The 17293-nt window shown below is 66.5% G+C and carries 12 protein-coding genes; 7 read left to right on the forward strand and 5 right to left on the reverse strand.

The annotated features are described in order from the left end of the window. Positions 1-29: 29 nt before the first annotated feature. The 4 genes from pqqB to DID99_RS00465 all read right to left on the reverse strand — a co-directional run bounded on the left by pqqB (position 30) and on the right by DID99_RS00465 (position 5467). Positions 30-941: a pyrroloquinoline quinone biosynthesis protein PqqB gene (gene pqqB, locus DID99_RS00450; RefSeq protein ID WP_044842934.1), complete on the reverse strand. Its 912-nt coding sequence runs from the start codon at positions 939-941 to the stop codon at positions 30-32. A gap of 84 nt (positions 942-1025) precedes the next feature. After that, complete coding sequence (gene pqqA, locus DID99_RS00455) at positions 1026-1097, reverse strand: pyrroloquinoline quinone precursor peptide PqqA (protein WP_124485082.1); 72 nt, start codon at positions 1095-1097, stop codon at positions 1026-1028. Between the two features lie 399 nt (positions 1098-1496). Further along, positions 1497-3698, reverse strand: a complete 2202-nt coding sequence (locus DID99_RS00460; protein WP_124665795.1) for a glycoside hydrolase family 3 C-terminal domain-containing protein — start codon at positions 3696-3698, stop codon at positions 1497-1499. A 509-nt stretch (positions 3699-4207) separates the two neighbouring features. After that, positions 4208-5467 (reverse strand): oligosaccharide flippase family protein, encoded by a 1260-nt coding sequence (locus DID99_RS00465; RefSeq protein ID WP_124484981.1) that lies wholly within the window; start codon positions 5465-5467, stop codon positions 4208-4210. Positions 5468-6042: 575 nt separating this feature from the next. On the opposite strand from DID99_RS00465, the gene DID99_RS00470 reads away from it, so the two are divergent. Then, positions 6043-7899: a serine aminopeptidase domain-containing protein gene (locus tag DID99_RS00470; RefSeq protein WP_124484980.1), complete on the forward strand. Its 1857-nt coding sequence runs from the start codon at positions 6043-6045 to the stop codon at positions 7897-7899. Positions 7900-8060: 161 nt separating this feature from the next. Here the strand turns inward: DID99_RS00470 and DID99_RS00475 are convergent, their stop codons facing one another. Next, the gene (locus DID99_RS00475) at positions 8061-8621 is read right to left on the reverse strand and encodes a hypothetical protein (protein WP_260427230.1); all 561 of its coding nucleotides are present in this window, start codon (positions 8619-8621) and stop codon (positions 8061-8063) included. Here DID99_RS00475 and DID99_RS00480 point away from each other — a divergent pair. The 6 genes from DID99_RS00480 (at position 8608) to DID99_RS00505 (ending at position 17277) form a co-directional block, all read left to right on the forward strand. After that, a complete protein-coding gene (locus DID99_RS00480; protein WP_124665796.1) occupies positions 8608-9834 on the forward strand; it encodes a polysaccharide biosynthesis/export family protein in 1227 nt (408 codons plus the stop codon). The genes DID99_RS00475 and DID99_RS00480 overlap by 14 nt on opposite strands. Before the next feature lie 58 nt (positions 9835-9892). Beyond that, positions 9893-12163, forward strand: coding sequence for a polysaccharide biosynthesis tyrosine autokinase (locus DID99_RS00485; protein WP_124665797.1), 2271 nt, complete (start codon positions 9893-9895; stop codon positions 12161-12163). Continuing rightward, the gene (locus DID99_RS00490; RefSeq protein ID WP_124570063.1) at positions 12160-13494 is read left to right on the forward strand and encodes an oligosaccharide repeat unit polymerase; all 1335 of its coding nucleotides are present in this window, start codon (positions 12160-12162) and stop codon (positions 13492-13494) included. Before DID99_RS00485 ends, DID99_RS00490 begins: the two co-directional genes overlap by 4 nt. Before the next feature lie 380 nt (positions 13495-13874). Next, complete coding sequence (locus DID99_RS00495; protein ID WP_059666713.1) at positions 13875-14120, forward strand: acyl carrier protein; 246 nt, start codon at positions 13875-13877, stop codon at positions 14118-14120. Between the two features lie 55 nt (positions 14121-14175). Continuing rightward, entirely contained in the window at positions 14176-16119 is a 1944-nt protein-coding gene (locus DID99_RS00500; RefSeq protein ID WP_124519632.1) for an HAD family hydrolase, read from the forward strand. 237 nt (positions 16120-16356) lie between these two features. After that, positions 16357-17277 carry an SGNH/GDSL hydrolase family protein gene (locus tag DID99_RS00505; protein WP_185733713.1) on the forward strand — a complete coding sequence of 307 codons (921 nt, stop codon included), beginning with the start codon at positions 16357-16359 and terminating at the stop codon, positions 17275-17277. The last annotated feature ends 16 nt before the right edge of the window (positions 17278-17293 follow it).

Here is a 17293-nt window from a genome sequence, read left to right on the forward strand (position 1 = left end):
CGTGTCGCGGCAGCGGGACCATGCGTTTTTTATAGCACGATGTCCATCCCGTCAAAGGCGACCTCGATCCCGCGCTGCCGCAATTCCGCGCGTTCGGGAGAACCTTCGTCGAGGATCGGATTGGTGTTGTTGACGTGAATCAAGACCTTGCGCGGGCCCGGCACCCGGGCCAGCACGTCGAGCATGCCGCCCGGACCGTTCAGTGCGAGATGACCCATTTCGCGACCGGTACGTACACCGACGCCGCGTCGCAGCATCTCGTCGTCGTCCCACAGCGTGCCGTCCACGAGCACGCAGTCCGCGTCGTTCATCCGTTGCAGCAGCGCGTCGTCCACCGTGCCGAGCCCGGGTGCATGGAACAACGTGCCGCCGGTGCGGCGATCCTCGACGAGCAGGCCGATGTTGTCGCCGGGATGCGGATCGAAGCGATGCGGCGAATAGGGTGGCGCCGCACTGCTCAGCGGCAGCGGCGTGAAGCGCAGGTTCGGGCAGGCCGGCACGGTGAAGCTGTCGCCGAGCACGATGCGGTTCCAGACCAGCCCGCCGTTCCAGTGCGCGAGCATGTTGAACAGCGGAAAGCCGCTGATGAGGTCATGGTGGACCATGTCGGTACACCACAGCTGCAGCGGACAGCCTTCGCGCAGGCTGAGCAGGCCGGCGGTATGGTCGATCTGGCTGTCCATCAGCACGACGGCGGCGATGCCGGTGTCGCGCAGCGCGCGGCCCGGCTGCAACGGCGGGAAGGCTTGCAGCTGCGCGCGAATGTCGGGGGACGCGTTGCACAACACCCAGTTCGCGCCGTCGTCGGACAGCGCGATCGACGACTGGGTGCGGGCCTGCGCGTCGATCGTGCCCGCGCGAAAACCCGCGCAGTTCGCACAGTTGCAGTTCCATTGCGGAAAGCCGCCGCCCGCGGCGGATCCGAGGATGTGTATGAGCATGACGGTGCGACGAGGGGCCGGGGTGCGAAGCAAAGAAAAAGCCTCGGCAGACCGAGGCTTTCCTTTCCGGATGGCGTGCCCGAATCAGCGATTCGACACGTACATCGTGACTTCGAAACCGAGTCGCAGATCAGTGTAGGCAGGTTTGGTCCACATGGGAGAACTCCTTTGCAATGACGACTGACGACGAAGCGCGCCCGCGGACCTGCCGACATGTTCTACTCCGACCATCGGCGACGAGACCGTGCTGCGGCTTCACTACGCTATCACATTCGTGCGGTGGGCGGCCGGCACGAAGTCCGGTAAATCGCACGTTCACATCCTAGCCGAACGGGGCGCACGAGCAAGTCAATCCGGGCATGGATGGCATTCCCGGTTTTCATTCATGTGCGCATCGCGCACGCATTGCCGACACCTGGTCGACAATGTGAACGAAACGCGGCGATTGTGCATCGTTTGCCGGCCGGTGGCGCCTCTTTAATCGTACGAATCGACGCGTTGTGCGCGGGTGCCGGGCGGCGTTCCACCCGACACCGGCATCGTCAGGCCGGCTGCCTAGCTACCCTGCAGCCGGATATCGCGCGACGACGCGCCGACATACACCGTCCCGCCCGGCACGACCTTCCAGCCATTGCGCGACGTATCCCACACGCTCTGCATCCGCGGCGACACGGTCACGCGGACATGCCGTGCCTCGCCCGGGTTCAGCCGGATCTTTTCCCAGCCGACCAGCCGCTTCGGCGGCTCGTCCTTGTACGGCACGCCGAGATAGACCTGCGGCGTTTCCGCGCCGGCGACGCGGCCGTCGTTGCGTACGGTAAACGCGACGCTCAGCGAGCCGTCCCGTTGCCGCGACACCGACAACCCGGAATACGCGAAGTGCGTGTACGACAGCCCGTGGCCGAATTCGAACATCGGCTTGAAGTTGCGCGCGTCGTACCAGCGGTAGCCCATGTTCAGCTTCTCCGCGTAGACGGGGTCGTTGTCGAACGCGCCGCCTTGCCCCCACGTCGGCGTGTCCTGGTCGCGCGCCGGGAACGTGACGGGCAGCTTGCCGGATGGGTTGACCGCGCCGAACAGCACGTTCGCGATGGCCTTGCCGCCGCCTTCGCCCGGATACCACGCCTCGACGATTGCCGACACGTTGTCCTTCCACGGCATCAGCACCGGATTACCGCTCTGGACGACGACGATCGTGTGCGGGTTCGCCCGCGCGACCGCTTCGACGAGCGCATCCTGATTCGACGGATTCGCGAGGCTCAGGCTTTGCAGATCGCCGAAATCCTCGCCGGCCGGCTGCGCGACCACGACGATCGCGACGTCCGAGCGGCCCGCGAGCGCCGCGGCCTGGTCGATTTCCTGCTGCGTGTACGCGCGGAACGGCGACTGCTGGTCGCTGTTGCCCGCGAACGTGACTTGTGCCGCCGGCGCGAGTGCGCGGATCGCCGCGACGATCGGCACGTCGACCTTGAGCCACGGATTGCGCCACCAGCTGCAGCCGGTCGACACCCCGAACGTCAGGCCGCCGCAGCCCGCGAACGAACCGGTGACCGGATCGCGCGTGTTGCCCGAGCCGCCGCCCGACAGCACGGCCGCATCGGCGTGGCCGCCGATCACCGCGATGCGCGACAAGGCCGCCGCCGCCAAGGGCAACTGGTTGCCGTCGTTCTTAAGCAGTACGATCGACTGCTCGGCGACGCTCTGCGCGAACCGGTTCGCGGCCGCGAAATCGATCGTGCCGCCGCCCTTGGCCGGATCGTCCATCACGCCGACGCGGATCATCACCGCGAGCTTGCGGCGCACCATGTCGTCGAGGCGCGCGGTCGATACCGAGCCGTTCGCGATCGCCTGCTTGACGGCCGCCGGCGTCAGGTAGACCGACGGGCCGACGTCTTCTTCCTCGTCGAGCCCGGCGTTGATCGCGGTGGCCGTGCTGTGCGTCGCGCCCCAGTCGGATTGCACCTGGCCCTGGAAGCCCCATTCGTTCTTCAGCACGTCGTTCAGCAGATGCGTGTTCTCGCACGCGTATGCGCCGTTCAGGCGGTTGTAGCTGCACATCACGCTGCCGGGCTGCCCGCGCTTCGCGGCGATCTCGAACGGCAGCAGGTAGAGCTCGCGCAGCGTGCGTTCGTCGATCTGCGTGTTGCCGCCCATCCGGCCATGCTCCTGTTCGTTGCCGGCATAGTGCTTGATGGTCGCGATGACCTTCTGCCGCTGCGTGGCGAGCGTGCGCTCCGCGAGCAGGTCGCCTGCGAGCAGCGGATCCTCGCCGAGATACTCGAACAGCCGGCCGCCGCGCGGCTCGCGCGCGAGGTTGGTGCCGCCGCCGAGACCCATGCCGAACCCTTGCGCGCGCAACTGGATCGCGACCTGCTTGCCGTAGTCGTACGACAGGCGGCGATCCCAGCTCGCGGCGACGGCGATCGTGGCGGGGAAGGTCGTGCTCGCGAGCGACGTGCTGCCGGAGCCGGTCGCGGAGTCGACCATGTTGAGATCGGGAATGCCGAGCCGCGGCACGCCCTGGATGTAGCCGGCACCGCCGTTCGGCACCTTCGACATTTCGTATTGCGAATGGATGAACTGCAGTTTCTCGTCGAGCGTCATCTTGCGCACGAGGACGTCGGCGCGCCGCTGCGCGGCGGACGACGCGAATGCGTCGGCAGCGTCGCCCTGTGAATTGAAATCGGCGTTGCCTGCGTAGGCGGTGGTGCAGAGGGTCGCTGCCAGCACGACGGCCGGCCAGTGTTTGTCCCGCATGTTGCTCTCCATGATCGTATTGCCGGTTGTTGTTCGGATGATGTCTGGAGCTGCGCACGTCCGGTGGATTCGCACCGGACGCATTCGGCTGGCGATGCAGGGTGGTTGCGCGTCGGCATGCCAGGCCAGGCGGGGAATCGTTACGGCCGGTTGGGCCCGATCGGACAACGCGGACGGCGACGCGGACCGTCCGACACTGCCGAATCGGATGTAGCGATTCTCTGCAGTGGCCAATCGTACGAATGTAGTTTGACTACAGCATCGGTGTTTATACTGATACGTATGATCTTTTTTCGATGCGGCTGTGCGATGTGGGGAAAAGCCGGTAAGCGTTCCTGATTGTGCGTGTGCAGCAGGGTAAGAAGTACCCGGGGGCGGTCGTTTCGAGGGGAGGCGGATTGGGGGCGGCGACGGGAGGCTTGTGGGGGATTCGTTGCGTGTGCATCGAATGGAACCCCGTCGAATTCCGGTCGCCTCGGGAAAAACCGGCAGCACGGACGCTGCGCCAGCTAACCGCGCCGAGCGACGGGACTGCCCGGCAGCGGAATCCCGGCGCGATAGACGACGGTCGCGAGCGCCGCTGCGACCGCAGCCTCGGCCGTCAGCACGGCGGCGGCGGCGCCCAGTTCGGCGAAGTACTTCGCGAGCACCGGCACGAGCACGATGTTCAGAATGCCCGATGACATCAGGACACGCGTGAATTCGGACTTCATTCCAAGCGGCAGCATCGTCTGCACACCGAAGAGGTCGGTCATTCCGGCCATGAATGGAATGAAGGCCATCCAGCGCAGCACCTGGACCGTCGGTTCGTACGAAGGGCCGTACAGGATGCGCACGGCGAGCGGCGCGCCGAAGAAGATCGCGAGCGAGATGCCGAGCACCATCGCGACCTGCACCACGAACAGCTTGCGCAGGAACGAGAACGCGTCGTTTCGCGCATGCCGCATCAGATAGCTGATGCGGGGATAGGTGGCGGCCTTCAGCGGCTGGAGCATGCTGAGCGCCGCGCGGATCAGCTTGTCGCCGGCGGCGAAGTAGCCGGCCGCGACGTTGCCCGACACGAAGCCGAGCAGCACGGTGTTGGTCGACGCATAGAACGCGATCGACGTCGATGCGAGGAACACCTGCCAGCCGCCTTTCAGCGATTCGGCGATGTCGGCGAAACCTACGCGAACGAAGTCGATTTCGCGCTGGGCATACAGATAGACGGCCAGTACGAGCGCGGACAGCGTCGGGACGGCCGCGTTGACGATCATCGCGCGGTCGATGTCCGCCGGGCTATGCACGAGCGCGAACATCGCGGGCAGGCTCAGGATGCGGCCGACGAACAGGATCACGCTCAGCGCGCGCAACTTCTCCATGCCCTGGAAATACCAGCCCGGCGTGAACGCCACGCCGGCCACCATCCCGAAGCCGATCAGCAGCAGGTCGCGGTCTTCGCCAAAGCGGCCGACCAGCACGATCAGCCCGACCAGCACGATGAAACAGATCACCGCGATGCCGATCTGCGCATACAGCGTCGCCCAGAAGATGCGGGAGCGTTCGGCGCGGTCGTCGCGCGCGAGCGCGATGCGCGGCGTGGCGGTCAGGTCGAAGCTGTAGCTCGTGCAGTTGGTGAGGTACGCGATGACCGCGAGCGAGAACGCGAGCTGCCCGTAGCCTTCCGGGCCCAGCGCGTGCGTGAGCAACGGTGCGATCAGCAGCGGCACCGCATACATCGAAATCTGCAGCGTCAGCAGCAGCAGGAAATTCTTCTTGAGGTTTGACATTCGCTTGGTCGGCGCCGTGGGTGTCGCAGGGTGGCGAGGTGCCGGCCGCCGTGCGCTCGCGCGGCCGGTCGGCGCTGATCCGGCTGCGTGGGTTCGCGGCCCGTTCCGGCTGGCGCCGGTTTCGTCCGGCGATGCCGGACACGGCCACATCGCATGGCGGTCATGATACGGGGCTAGCGAGACGACTGTGTTCGCGAGCCTACCTTTCGCGGATTCGGCGCACACGCGCGGCGCGAATCCCGACAGCGGGCGCCTCGTTGTATCGCCACGGTAATGAATGCATTTGTAAGCTGGCGCACCGAAGGGCGCTCGGGCCGAGTGCTCTAATCGAACGACTGTTTGCGTGCGCGGCAGACATGGCTTGACGACGACTCGGGCCGGCAACCTGCCGCCGCCAGGCAACGGGGCAGGGCAACGCATCGCGAAGGGACGGGTTGCGCAGGGGCGCGGCGGAGGTCCGTTGCGTGAAGGCCGTGCGCCGTAGAGCGGTCACACGACCGTGGAGTGGCCGATTCCGGTGTGCCGCCGGACGCGTGTCCGCATCCGATAACAAATACCGAGCCGAGGAGTACCGATTGAAGCCGATAACGTTCGGCAGCTGCGTGGGGTGGCTGCACGAAGGACATACGACACAAGGCGTGATCCTGTGCGAATCGCTGGGTCACGAGGCATCGTGGACGCACAAGCTCATGCGGGCGATCGCGGAGCGGCTGGCCCGCGAGGGTGTCACGGTATTGCGATTCAACTACCCGTGCACCGGCGACTCGGCGGGCGACGATCGCGACGCCGGTCGGTATGTCGCGAGCATCGCCAGCATTCACGACGCGATCGACCTGTTGCGCGATCAGGTTGGCGTAACCACGCTGACGCTCGTCGGGATCCGTGCGGGAGCGTTGTTCGCGATGCTGGCCGCCGCGGGCGTAGGCCCGCGCCCGGCGCCGCGCGTCGACGCCCTGGTGGCGCTGGCGCCGGTCGTGCGCGGTCGCGCCTACCTGCGCGAGCTGTCGTTCGTGCATCGCCAGTGGCTCGATATCACGTCGCCCGCGATCCGCGCCGCGCATCGCGACGAACCGTGCATGAACGTGCTCGGACACCGGTTTCCCGACGACTTCGTCGATGCGCTGAAGGCGGTCGATCTGTGCGACGTCGTGCGCGATGCGCCGACGTTGCCTGGCGCGATGCTGCTGATCCAGCCCGATCAGGGCGACGGGCCGGCATTGCGCGAAGCGCTGTTCGAGCGCGGTGTGGACGTGGCGAGCGATGCATTCCGCGAATGGCCGACGACGATGCTGGACGGCACGCGCTCGCGCTTGCCGCTCGCGGCGATCGACACGCTCGCGAACTGGATCGCCGAACGCGCGCCACGTATGTCGGCTGGCGCCGAAACCCCGATGCAAACGGATTCGGCGTGGAATGGCGAGTCGGCCGTCGCGCTGGACCTGCACGACATGACCGAGCAGGTCGTCGCGGTCGGTCCGGACCGGCTCGTCGGCGTGCTGTGCCGTCCCGCCGACACGCGGCCTGCGAATCCGGTCGGCCCGGCGCTCGTGATCGCGAACACGTCGACGAACCCGCGCAGCGGCGAAGGGCGCTTCAGCGTGCGCCTCGCGCGCGCGCTGGCACGCACCGGCGTGACGACACTGCGGATCGACGTGCATGGCGTCGGCGATAGCGGGCCCGCCGCGCTGGACGACCAGTCGGGCGTCGTGTATTCGGCGCGGTCGAGCGACGACGTGGCCGCTGCCGCGGACTGGCTGCGCGCGCTCGGTCACCCGGAGGTGGCCGCGGCGGGCATTTGTTCCGGCGCCTATGCGGCGTTGCATGCGGCCGTGAAGACGCCGTCGCTCGGCGGCGTGATCGCGATCAATCTCGCCCGCTTCGTGTGGCCGGCCGGACTCTCGCTCGAGGCAGTGCAGAAGCAGCGGAACAACTCGGTGCGCGGTTACTGGCTTTCGGTGCGCGACTGGCAGAAATGGAAGCGCCTCGTGCGGGATCGGCGCGACCTGCGGCCGATCGTGCGGGCGGTGGCCGCGAATGCGATCGCGCGGGTCAGCGTGCCGGCGAAGGCGCTTGTCGCGCGCGCCGGCTGGAAGCCGGGCATCGGCACGCCGCGCGGCGTGATGCACGAGCTTGCGCAGCGCAACGTATGGACGACGCTGGTGTACGGCGCGCTTGATCCCGGCATCGACGATGTCCGGCGTCACTTCGGTGCAATCGAGCGCGCGTTCCGGTGCTCGCGTCACGTGCGTCTGTACCTCGAGCCGCAGGTCGACCATGCGGTGTACGGCGCGGTGGGCACGGACATCGTGATCGACCGGTGCATGCAGGCGCTCGGTCGCGACTCGATCCGGCCGGTCGCGCGCGTCGCCGATCCGGCCGCACCGGAAGCGGCCGCGCGATCGTACACGAGCGTGTCCGTCGGCCGGTCGTGATGCGCGCCGCGTCGCACGCGGCGGCGCATCGGGGTGCGATCCCCTCTACGCATGAAGATCGGCGTTCGGTGGGGTCCCTCACAGACGTGCCGTTCGCCGTGGTGTCCAATTCCGTATCGGTGCATCGCCGGTCATGCCGAGGCATGACCGGCCGGGATGCTTCAGTCCGGATCGTCCGGTTGCTCATAGGGCGACTTCGCGTAGGGCGACGCATACAACCTGTCGCTGCGCCATACGTCGTCGGCGGGTGCACTGGCCGCTTGCGGGCGATGCGGCCGCCCCGGCACGAGCGGCCGGCGCAGCGCGCCGCGAGCGCGCGTTTCGGGCTGGACGGCGGTGCTGGCGACGGGACGCGCGGAAGCGGACATCGCGACTCCGGAGGCGGCTGCAGCGGGTTCGACGGCGTCGCTTGTCGCGGCGGCTTGCGCCGATCGCTGCAGCGGTACGGGCGGGAGCGCCGCCGCCGATGCGAACGTCGGCGCGTTGGCCGGGACGGCGGGCAACGTCTGCGCATCGACGGCGCAGACGATGCCGGCCGAGGCGATGCAGACGAGTAACGAAAGCGACGAAGAGCAGTTCATGACGAATCGTACGGTTTGACGTGCGGTGTAGAGGGAGGCGTGGCACCGTGATGCGAGCCGCGCCGGCAAGCGTAATGCCGGAATTCGCCGCGTTCGGCGGGTTACCGCACAGTTTTGGAAGGGCACGATGTCAATCACCACGCAACCCGAATCGACGCACGGAGCGCCGCAGGCACGCATGGCCGGCACCCGTCGCGCACCGTGGCTGTCGCGCATCGCGATCGTGGCGGCCGCATGCGCACTGAGCGCATGTGCGTTGTCGCCGGGCATGACGTACCGGGCGCCTGCCGACCGTGACGCGAATGCGCGCGTGAGCGCCGATGCATCGGGCGCGGGCGGCCTCGACGGTGTGCAGAACGTGTCGAGCGAGGAGCTGATCGAAATCACGCCGGCGTTCGTCGCGCAGCAGCGTGCGAGCCGGCCGGCCGATGTCGATGCGGAAATCCGCCAGCTGTTCGGCAAGCCGAAGCCGTACACGATCGGCCCGGGCGACGTGCTCGGCATCGTCGTATGGGACCACCCCGAACTGAACCTGCCGACGACGCAGACGACGGCGGGCGGCGACGGTGTCGGTGCCAGTTCGGTCGCGACCGGCTACACGGTCGACGCAAACGGCAACGTGCAGTTCGCGTATGCCGGCCTCGTGCACGTGGCGGGGCTGACCGAGGCGCAGGCGCGCGCGCTGCTGACGAAGCGTCTCGGCGAATATGTGCGCAAGCCGCAGATCGCGCTGCGCGTGCAGACCTATCGCAGCAAGCGTGTCTATCTCGATGGCGAGGTGCGCACGCCGGGTCTGCAGATCGTCAACGACATGCCGATGACGCTGCCCGAGGCGATCGACCGCGCGGGCGGCTTTACCCCGACGGCCGATCGCTCGCAGGTCTCGGTGACGCGCGGCGACAAGACCGTGAACGTGAGCCTGCCGGCGCTGATCGCCGCGGGCGTGAACCCGTCGAACATCCTGCTGCGCGACGGCGATCTCGTGCGCGTGCGCGCGGCGAGCGACGCGAAGGTGTTCGTGCTCGGCGAGGTGTCGCGGCCCGCGACGCTGACGCTGACCGACGGCCGGATGAGCCTCGGCGAAGCACTCGGCGACACGGGCGGCGCGAGCCAGTACACGTCGGACGCGCGCCAGGTGTTCGTCGTGCGTCGTGGCCCGGACAACCGCCCGCGGGTGTACCACCTCGACGGCAGTTCGCCCGCGTCGTTCGCGCTGGCCGACCAGTTTCCGCTCGAGCGTCGCGATGTCGTGTTCGTCGATGCGTCGTCACTGGTGCGCTGGAGCCGCGTCGTCAACCTGCTGATTCCGTCGTCCGCGCAGGGTGCGCTGACGGCCAAGGCGATTTCGCCGTGACCCTCATGACCCATTTCGTCATCGCGACCGCGCGTCGCGCCTACGGGACTGATGCCGTATGACTTCCTCGACCCTGCCCGACCCGCACAGCGGGCCCGCCCTGCGGCCGTCCTATCCGGTGCGCCGCTACTGGGGCATGCTGTACGGCGGCCGGCGCCTGATCCTTGGCACGGCGCTCGCGGGCGCACTCGTTGGCGCCGTGTATGCGCTGTGTGCGGCCCCCGTCTACCGGACCGACATCCTGTTCCAGGTCGAGCAAAGCCCGACTGACTCGAAATCGACGTCGCCGACCGGTGATCCGTCGTCGGTATTCGACCTGAAGACGGATGCGTCGACCGAGATCGAAGTGTTGAAATCCCGCGCGGTGCTCGATCGCGCGATCGACAGCACCAATCTGGCCGTCGACGCCAGGCCGCATTACCTGCCGCTGATCGGCTGGCGGTTCGTGAACGCGGCCGACGGGCTGTCGTCGCCGCTGCCGGGCGGCTATGTGTACGGCACCGAGCGCATCGACGTGCCGACCTTCGACGTGCCGAAGCGCCTGCTCGGCAAGCGGTTCGCGCTGACCGTCGGCGACGACGGCGCCTACACGCTGCAGCGTACGGGCTGGTTCGGCCGCAAGGGGCCGGCATGGCAGGGCCGCATCGGGCAGCCGCTACATGTCGAGACGCCGCAGGGGCCGCTCGACATATTCGTGCGCGGCGTGGCCGGCAAGCCCGGCGCACGCTTCGACCTGACGCGCTACAGCGACGAGGAGGCGACGGCCTGGCTGCAGAAGAACGCGCTGATCTCGGAGCGAGGCAAGCAGTCGAACATGGTCGGCGTGACGCTTGACGGCACCGATCCCGTGCACGACAGCCGTGTGCTGAACGCGATCGGCGACGCATACCTGGCGCAGAACACGCAGCGCAAGTCCGAGGCGGCCGACAAGCTGATCCGCTTCATGGACGCCCAGTTGCCGCAGCTCAAGGCGCAGCTCGAAAAGGCGGAAAGCCGCTTCAACGCGTTCCGGGCCTCGCACGGGACGGTCAATACGAGCGACGAGGCGCTGGCGTTGCGCCAGCAGTCGGTCGACATCGAGACGCGCGTGCAGACGCTGCAGCAGCGGCGCGAGGAATTGCTGACGCGCTTCATGCCGAAGCATCCGGCCGTGGTGGCCGTCGATGCTCAGCTCTCCGACGCGCAGCGTTCGCTCGACACGACACGCAAGCAGATCCAGCAACTGCCGACCGTCGAACAGGGCGTGCTGCAGTTGCAGCGCGACGTGGCCGTCGACACGGCGCTGTACACGAACCTGCTCAACACGCGCCAGCAGATGATCCTCGCGCGGGCCAGCAAGACCGGCACCGTGCGGATCGTCGATACGGCGAAGGTCGCCGAGCAGCCGATCGGCCCGCATCGCGGGGTCGCCGTGATCGCCCTGCTGATGGTGGGCCTGCTGGCAGGCGCGGCAATCGTGATCGTCCGGCAGCGCATCGTCGGCACGATCGGCGATGCCGAGGAAATCGAATGGACGACGGGACTGCCCGTGTTCGCGACCGTGCCGCACAGCCCGGGCGCGGCGCAAGCGGAGCTGCGCCCGAAGGCCGGACGGCGTGGCGCGCGCGCGCAGGTGCCGTCGGTTGCCGTGCAGGACGCGGCGCTCGAAAGCCTGCGCAATTTCCGTGCGGCACTGCAACTGTCGATGCCGGACGCGTCGAATCCCGTCGTGTTGATTTCCGGGCCGACGACGGGTGTCGGCAAGTCGTTCGTCGCCGCGAATATCGCGTCGCTCGTCGGCGCGGCGAAGCGGCGAGTCCTGCTGATCGATGCCGACCTGCGCAAGGGGTCGCTGCACGAACGATTCCGCTACAGCCGCGCACCGGGCCTGTCGGACGTGGTGGCTGGCACCCATCGGCTCGACGAGGCGATCAAGCGCGGCATCGTGCCGGGCCTCGATTTCATCGCGATGGGCAGCGTCGTGCCCGATCCGGGCGAGCTGCTGCAGCCCGCGCTCGCCGAACTGATCGAGCAGGTCGCATCGCGCTACGACATGGTCGTGATCGACGGCCCGCCGTTGCTGCCGGTGGCCGATGCGCTGGTGCTCGGCCGCCTCGCGGGAACCGTGTTCCTCGTCGCGCGCAGCGGCGTGACGACACTGGCGGAACTCGACGAAAGCGCACGACGGCTCGAACAGGCGCATATCGACGTGCGCGGCGTGGTCCTGAACGATTACAAGGGCGCGCCGGGACGGTACGACTACGGCTATGCGGATACGAACACGCATCAGGCCGCGGCGGTCGCCAAGGGAATGGCGGTATCGCGACAACAGATGGAACGGGCTTCATGAGACGGCGGCGTGCGGGCGACGGCAGGCTCCGTCCGCGACAGAGCGGGGCGACGGCGCGCAGGGCGGCGCGTGTCCGTCGCGAGGCAGGTGCTTACACAGGTTACTGGTGGGAAGATCCCGCCCGCCTCGTGCTGATCTTCATCCTGCCGTTGTACGGGATGTTGTCGCTGAGTCTGCTGGTCAATCAGAAATCGATCGCGCGGCTCTACTTCGACGGCTATTACGCATTGGTCGGCGCGTTGTTCCTGCTGGTCGTCGTGGTGACGGCGTGGCTGGCGACGACCGAGGCGCAGTCGCGCCGGGGGCCGCCGGCCGCGCCAGCCGAGTTGCCCGCCGGCGTACTCGATTTCGTGTTCGTGCTCGCGCTGTTCGGCAATCTCATGCTGCTGGGCGGGATTCTCGCGCGTCCGGCGTTGTTGCTGGCGTTCCTGCACGGCGAAGCGAATGCGTATGTCATGCTCGAGCAGAAAGGGCACTTCACGGGCCTGAGCTCGTTCACGCAGGCAGCCGCGCCGTACGTCGCGTTGTATTTCTACGTGTTCAAGACGCCGGTCAAAGGGGTGAACCGCTACAAGGTTTACCTGGGCGTGCTCGCGGTGCTGACGCTGCTGCGCAGCTTCATCTTTGCCGAGCGGCTCGCGTTGATCGAGGTGGCGCTGCCATGCGCGCTCATGATCGTGCGGTTCCGGCTCGGCGGCCGGTTCTCGCGACTGCTGACGCTCGGGCCGTACGCCGCGATTCCGTTGCTGTTCGGGCTCTTCATCGCGAACGAGTACAACCGGTCGTGGGAAGCCTATTACGTCACCATCTACGACAACCTTTTCGATTTCGCGCTCGAACGTCTCGGCCTCTATTACTCGACGGCGCTGAACAACGGTGCGGGGATACTGAGCGTGCTCGGCTGGGACCGCGGCCATCCGATGTTCACTTTCGACTGGCTGCTGCATTTTCCGATCATCGGCGCACCGTTGCAGCCGTGGCTCGACTCGACCGACAGCATCACCGTGTTCCTGAACAGCTACGCCGACCCGGAATTCAACAATCCCTCCGGGATCTTCGTTCACTTTTACGAATGGGGCTGGTTCGGGCTGCTCGATGCGGTTGTCCTCGGCTGGGTGTTCGGACGGAGCTACGCAGGCTGGCGGAGCGGAGCCGGGTTCTGGTGTTGCGCGCATGCCGTGCTCTACGTTTCGATCATGGAGATTCTTCGAATTCCGAATTTGTTCAGCGGACGGAATTTCGTGCCGATTGTCTTGCTGATCGCCGTGTTCCGCTATTTCGTCAAGCGACCGGCATCGGTCCCGCCGGCCACCCATCCTGCCGCACCGTGAGGCGCACGCGGGCGCGCTGACGTGTCGATCGACGGCCTGGTTCGCAGCGTATCGCAGCACGAATGCCGCCGATGACCAGTCGACGTTCGGCCTCGCGTCGCGGTGCCTGTCGTGCGCGAAACGGCGGGCAGCCGCGTGCCCGTTCGACATCGCGTTCGCGAGTCGAAACCTGCGTTCCAGCCAGGTCACCTCCCGGAAAAGTAGCTTTTCGCACGTTAATGATTCGATCGCCGGGCTAGCATTTGCACGATGGTCGAGGTTGTCGTGCCGCTGCGGACCACGGACCGCTGACCGATGCAATGCGATGACCTGCACGCGAACAACCTCGACCGAGCACATCGCATCGTTCATTTTTCCCTACGTCAAAGGATGCCTTCGCCGTGAGCCAATCTGCCGTCTATGCCAAGTTGACCGACGTGTTGCGTGACGTATTCGACGACGACGAGCTGGTGGCAACGCCTCAACTGACCGCCGCTGACGTCGACGGCTGGGACAGCCTGTCGCATATCCGCCTGGTTCTGAGCGTCGAGCGCGCTTTCGGAATCAAGCTTGCCGCAGCCGATATTTCCGGCCTCAAGAACGTCGGTGAATTTGCAGATCTGATCAGCAAGCGCCACGCCGCATGATGCAGGTCGGCCCGCATGTCCCGTCCAGAACCCGCTTTGCCGAGAGCGCCCTTCGATGAAAGATGATTTGTACACTGCGCTGGCCTGGTTGCCGCGCCCGCCTGACGATTTCTCCGCGCGATGCCGCACGCTCGTCGAATCGATCGACGATGATCCGGGTGCCGGATTGGGCCGCCGCTTACGCCAACTGGCCAACTGCGCGCTCGGCGAAAATCAGTTGATCAAGCTGGGGCGCGCGATCGTTGCCTTGCAGGGCGCGGGGCGCACGCTCGCGCCGCTCACGCCGTTCCGGCTCGGGCTGGTCGGCAACGGCACGCTCGATCATCTCGTGTTGCCGCTCGTCGCCAGCGCCGCGCGTCATGGTGTGGCGCTGGAGATCGTGTCGGGGCACTACGGGCAGGTCATGCAGGAAGCCCTTGCGCCGGATTCGACGATCAATCGCGCGCAAGTCGATGCCGTGCTGGTGGCCCTGGACTACCGTGGGCTGCCGCTCAACGCGCAACCGGGCGACGAGGAAGCGGCGCAGCACAGCGTGGCCGCGGCACTGGATCAGATCGATGCACTGCGCGCCGGCTTCAGGCAGCACGGCAATGCGCCGTCGATCGTCCAGACGCTCGCGCCGCCGTCCGACACACTGTTCGGCAATCGAGATGCGCTGATTGCCGGCACGCCGCTCAATCTCGTCGAACGTTTCAATCGAGCGCTCGCGCAGCGTGTGGCGGAATCGAATGACATCCTGTTCGACGTTGCGCATGTCGCGGGGACGGTCGGACTGGCGAACTGGCATTCGCCCGCCCAATGGAATCTGGCCAAGTATCCGTTTGCCGGCGACTACGTGCCGCTCTATGCGGATCACGTGGGCCGGCTGCTGGGCGCGGCGCGCGGCAAGAGCCGGCGTGTGCTGGTACTCGATCTCGACAACACCCTTTGGGGCGGGGTGATCGGCGACGACTTGCTCGAAGGCATCAAGGTGGCGCAGGGCGATGCGGTCGGTGAAGCCCATCTCGCTGTACAACAGCTCGCGCTTTCGCTGAGGGCGCGCGGCATCGTGCTCGCGGTGTCGTCGAAGAACAACGACGATACGGCGCGTCTGCCGTTTCAAAAGCACCCTGAAATGCTGTTGCGTGAGCAACACTTTGCGGTGTTCCAGGCCAACTGGAACGACAAGGCTACCAATATTCGCGCGATTGCCGACGAGCTGTCGCTCGGTATCGATTCGATGGTGTTCCTCGACGACAATCCGGTCGAGCGGAATCTGGTCCGTACGACGTTGCCCGAAGTCGCCGTTCCCGAGTTGCCCGATGATCCTTCGCTGTACGCGCGGACCCTTGCCGCCGCGGGCTATTTCGAGTCCCTCGCGTTCTTGCCGGAAGATCAGAAGCGCGCCGACATGTACCAGGACAATGCGCGCCGCGTGGCGCTGCGCAGTCAGGCCGGCGACATGGATGCGTACCTGCGTTCGCTCGACATGAAGATCGATTTCGCACCGTTCGACGATACCGGACGGGCACGCATTGTTCAGCTGATCAACAAGTCGAACCAGTTCAATTTGACGACGCGCCGCTATACCGACGCGGAGATCCACGCGCTCGAAGGTGACGGGCGGGTTTTCACGCTGCAGGTTCGCCTGACGGATACGTTCGGCGACAACGGCATGATCTCGGTCGTGATTTGCCGGCCCGACGAACGTGCGCCGAGTACCTGGCAGATCGATTCGTGGCTGATGAGCTGCCGCGTGCTGGGGCGCCAGGTCGAGCAGATGGTGTTGCGCGAAGTGCTGCAGCATGCGCGCCAGCGCGATGTCACGCGCGTGATCGGGCGTTATATCCCGACCGACCGCAATGCGCTGGTCAAGGATCATTATGCGAAGCTCGGTTTCGAAGCCGTGAGCGAAGAGCCGGACGGCACGACGGTCTGGGAAATGGCCAGCGACCGAGAGATCGCGCCGGGTCATTTCGCCGTGACGCGGGCGGGTTTCGATACGATTGCTGCCGCCTGAATCATGAAAAACACCGTATCACTCACGTCGTTGCGCGAGACGGATGACGTTGCGGCTTCTCGCAAGCTGCCGCGCCGTGACTATGTATTGCTGCCGTTGATCGTCGTGGCGACGGTGGTCTGCCTTTTCGTTGCCGCCGAATTCGCGACGAGGGCGATCTGGAGCGCGGGTACGCGCGGGGGCGAATGCCATGTGGCCGATGCCAGGGAGGGCATGCGCAACGTCCCGAACTGCACGATGACGGTCAAGACTCCGGAAACGCCGTGGATCACTTACCACTACAACGCTTGCGGTTTCCGCTCGACCGAGGGTTGCGGACCGAAGCCGGCCGGTACGCGACGCGTTGCGTTGCTCGGCACGTCGTTTGCCGAAGGCACGAGCCTCCCGTACGACCAATCGTTCGCGGCGCTGGCGGAACATGACCTGAGCAGGATGTGTGGCGCACCGGTGGAGGTCCAGAATCTCGGTGTCTACGAACTGCCGTTCCGCAAGGTGCTGAACCGGATCGGGCCGGCGCTGGCCTTGCAGCCGGATGCAGCGGTACTCACGGTTGCGCCGTTCGATCTGGAAAAGATCAATCTGCCGGACGTCGCGGATGCGCCCGCGGCTACCGTCGCGCCGGAACCGCGCAGCGACCTGATGGCGCGTGCCAAGGGCTGGCTGAGCGGCAGCCGTGCCGTCGCCGTCGCACAGCACTACATGTTCGAAAATCCGGACATTCAGGTGCCGATGTATCTGAAATACGGCGACAAGGCCGATTTCCTTCGGCCGCCATTTTCGACCGCCTGGCGCGAGCGGCTCGAGACGTTCGACAAAGTGGCCGCAGCGGTCGCGGACAGGTTTCGCGCGACGGGCGTGCCGGTGGCGCTGATGCTGATTCCGCAACGGACGCAGGCCGGGCTCCTGGTCGCGAAATCGCTGCCCACGGGCATCGATCCATTGGCGCTCGATCACGCGATGGCCGAAATCGCCGCGAAGCACGGCATGCGCTACATCGATCTGGCCTCGAGCCTGAAGCAGTCGGCGAACCCGGCCGATTACTACTATCCGGTCGACAACCATCTGAACGCCGCCGGCGCGCGCGTTGTCGCGCGAAGCATGGTGACGGCGCTTACCGCCGGCGGGGCACCCGCGTTGTCGGCATGCGGGTCACATTGAACCTGGCGGCGCATGA

Source organism: Burkholderia sp. Bp8986, assembly GCF_003854225.1.
GTDB lineage: Bacteria > Pseudomonadota > Gammaproteobacteria > Burkholderiales > Burkholderiaceae > Burkholderia.